This window comes from Kytococcus sp. HMSC28H12 (assembly GCF_001816045.1).
In the GTDB taxonomy this organism is placed as follows: domain Bacteria; phylum Actinomycetota; class Actinomycetes; order Actinomycetales; family Dermatophilaceae; genus Kytococcus; species Kytococcus schroeteri.
This window is the reverse complement of the sequence record NZ_KV824436.1, coordinates 1-2,427: the sequence shown is the minus strand read 5'-3', so window position 1 is coordinate 2,427 and position 2,427 is coordinate 1. Positions and strand designations below refer to the sequence as shown.

Annotated in this window: 3 protein-coding genes; all 3 read left to right on the top strand. The window is 72.6% G+C overall.

Going from position 1 to position 2,427, the window contains the following annotated elements:
- Positions 1 to 219: 219 nt before the first annotated feature.
- From HMPREF3099_RS05840 to HMPREF3099_RS05830, 3 genes are read left to right on the top strand one after another with little or no spacing between them, the layout of a single operon-like run.
- Positions 220 to 927 carry a TIGR03089 family protein gene (locus HMPREF3099_RS05840; RefSeq protein ID WP_070705130.1) on the top strand — a complete coding sequence of 236 codons (708 nt, stop codon included), beginning with the start codon at positions 220 to 222 and terminating at the stop codon, positions 925 to 927.
- Between the two features lie 30 nt (positions 928 to 957).
- Positions 958 to 1,740: a CoA transferase subunit A gene (locus HMPREF3099_RS05835; protein WP_070705129.1), complete on the top strand. Its 783-nt coding sequence runs from the start codon at positions 958 to 960 to the stop codon at positions 1,738 to 1,740.
- Position 1,741: 1 nt separating this feature from the next.
- Positions 1,742 to 2,380: a CoA transferase subunit B gene (locus HMPREF3099_RS05830; RefSeq protein WP_070705128.1), complete on the top strand. Its 639-nt coding sequence runs from the start codon at positions 1,742 to 1,744 to the stop codon at positions 2,378 to 2,380.
- Positions 2,381 to 2,427 lie beyond the last annotated feature (47 nt).

The window sequence follows — 2,427 nt, the reverse complement described above, 5'->3', positions numbered from 1 at the left end:
GGGGCCAGCGTGCCGGGCAGGTCCACCGCCCACCCGGCACGCCACGACCGGGCGCCCTCGTGGGTGGGGGCCGGGGTGTCGGGGGTGGTCACCGGACCAGTGTCCCCGGCGGGCCGTAGCATGCACGAACGGCCACCGGCCGCCGAGCCCGTCGACCCCGCGTCCTCGGGCCCCGACCCCTCTGACACACGCGCCCTGCGGCGCGGGAAGGCCCCACAGATGACCACACCGGCGACGGTGCTGGAGCAGTTGACCACCGACCACCCCCACTCCCCCCGCCTCACCTGCTTCGACGACGTGCGCGGCGAGCGCATCGAGCTCTCCGGCGCCGTCCTGGTGAACTGGGTCAACAAGGCCGCCAACGTGCTGCAGGAGGAGTTCGACGCCGAGCCCGGCACCGTGGTGGTGGTCGACCTCCCGCGCGGCCACTGGCGCACCGCCTACTGGGTGCTCGCGGTCTGGGCGGTGGGCGCCACCGTGTCCCTGGACGACCACGAGGGGGCCGACGTGCTCGTGACCACCCGCCCGGTGAGCGACCTGGCCGACGACTCCGACGAGGTGGTGGCCGTGACCCTGCAGGCGCTGGCCCGCCGGTGGCCGGGCGAGGACCTGCCCAGCGGCGTGTTCGACGAGGCCGCCGAGCTGGCCAGCTTCGGCGACGGGTTCACCCCCTGGCACGAGGTGTCCGAGGAGGACGACGCCCTGGTGCACCAGGGCCAGCGGTGGTCGCGTGCCGAGGTCCTCGCCCCGCAGGAACCGGGGCGCGTCCTCGTGCTCTGCGACGACCCGGCTGAGCAGGTGCGCACGGCACTCGGCGTCTGGGGCGCCGGCGGGTCGGTGGTGACGGTGGTGTCCGCCGGGCCGGTCGACACCGGCGACGCGCGGCTGGTCGCCGAGGGGGTCACCCGCACCGCCCCCGGGGCGTGAGGCAGGTCACTCCGGGGATAGTGTGCGGCCATGGACAAAGTGGTCGCTTCAGCCCGTGAGGCCATCGAGGGCCTCGAGAACGGAATGCGCGTGGCCGTCGGGGGCTTCGGCCTCTGCGGCATCCCGCAGGTGCTCATCGAGGAGGTGCACGCCGCCGGCACCGCCGAGCTCGAGGTCGTCTCGAACAACTGCGGCGTCGACGGCTGGGGGCTGGGCGTGCTGCTCGACGCCGGCCGCCTGCGCCGTGTCATCGCCTCCTACGTGGGCGAGAACAAGGAGTTCGCGCGCCAGTACCTGGAGGGCGAGCTCGAGCTCGAGCTGACCCCGCAGGGCACGCTGGCCGAGAAGCTCCGCGCCGCCGGCACCGGCCTCGCCGCCTTCTGGACCCGCACCGGCGTGGGCACCCTGGTGGCCGAGGGCGGCATGCCCTGGCGCTACGACGCCGACGGCTCGGTGGCCGTGGAGTCCCCCGCCAAGGAGACCCGCGAGTTCACGATGCTCGACGAGACCCACGAGTACGTGCTCGAGGAGTCCCTCCCCTGCCACTTCGCCCTGGTGCGGGCCGCCAAGGGCGACCGCCACGGCAACCTCGTGTTCAACAAGTCGGCCCGCAACTTCAACCCGGTGGCGGCCATGGCCGGCCGGGTGACGGTGGCCGAGGTGGAGGAGCTCGTGGAACCCGGCGAGATCGACCCCGACGAGGTGGACCTGCCCGGCGTCTTCGTGCAGCGCGTGCTGGCGCTCAGCCCGGAGCGCGCCGCGGACAAGCGCATCGAGAAGCGCACCCTCACCGAGACCCCGCAGGAGGCCTGAGATGGCGCTGACCCGTGAGCAGATGGCGGCTCGTGCGGCCCAGGAGCTGCACGACGGCGACTACGTGAACCTCGGCATCGGCCTGCCGACGCTGGTGCCCAACTACGTCGACGACGACGTGGAACTGGTGCTTCAGTCCGAGAACGGCATCCTCGGCGTGGGCCGCTACCCCACCGAGGACGAGCTGGACCCCGACCTCATCAACGCCGGCAAGGAGACCGTCACGGTGCGCCGCGGCGCGAGCTTCTTCGACTCCTCGCTGAGCTTCGGCATGATCCGCGGCGGCAAGATCGACGCGGCCATCCTGGGCGCCATGCAGGTCTCGGCCGCCGGCGACATCGCCAACTGGATGATCCCCGGCAAGATGGTCAAGGGCATGGGCGGGGCCATGGACCTCGTGCACGGCGCCAAGAAGGTGGTGGTGCTCATGGAGCACGTCGCCAAGGACGGCAGCCACAAGATCGTGCAGGAGTGCTCCCTGCCGCTGACCGGCAAGCAGGTGGTGCAGCGCATCATCACCGACCTGTGCGTCATGGACGTCACCGAGGACGGGCTGGTGCTGCGCGAGCTGGCCGAGGGCGTGACCGAGGACGAGGTGCGCGAGCGGACCGGCGCCCCGTTCACCGTCGACCTGTCCTGAGCCGACGAGCACCCCGCACGAGGACGCCCCCGGCAGTTGCCGGGGGC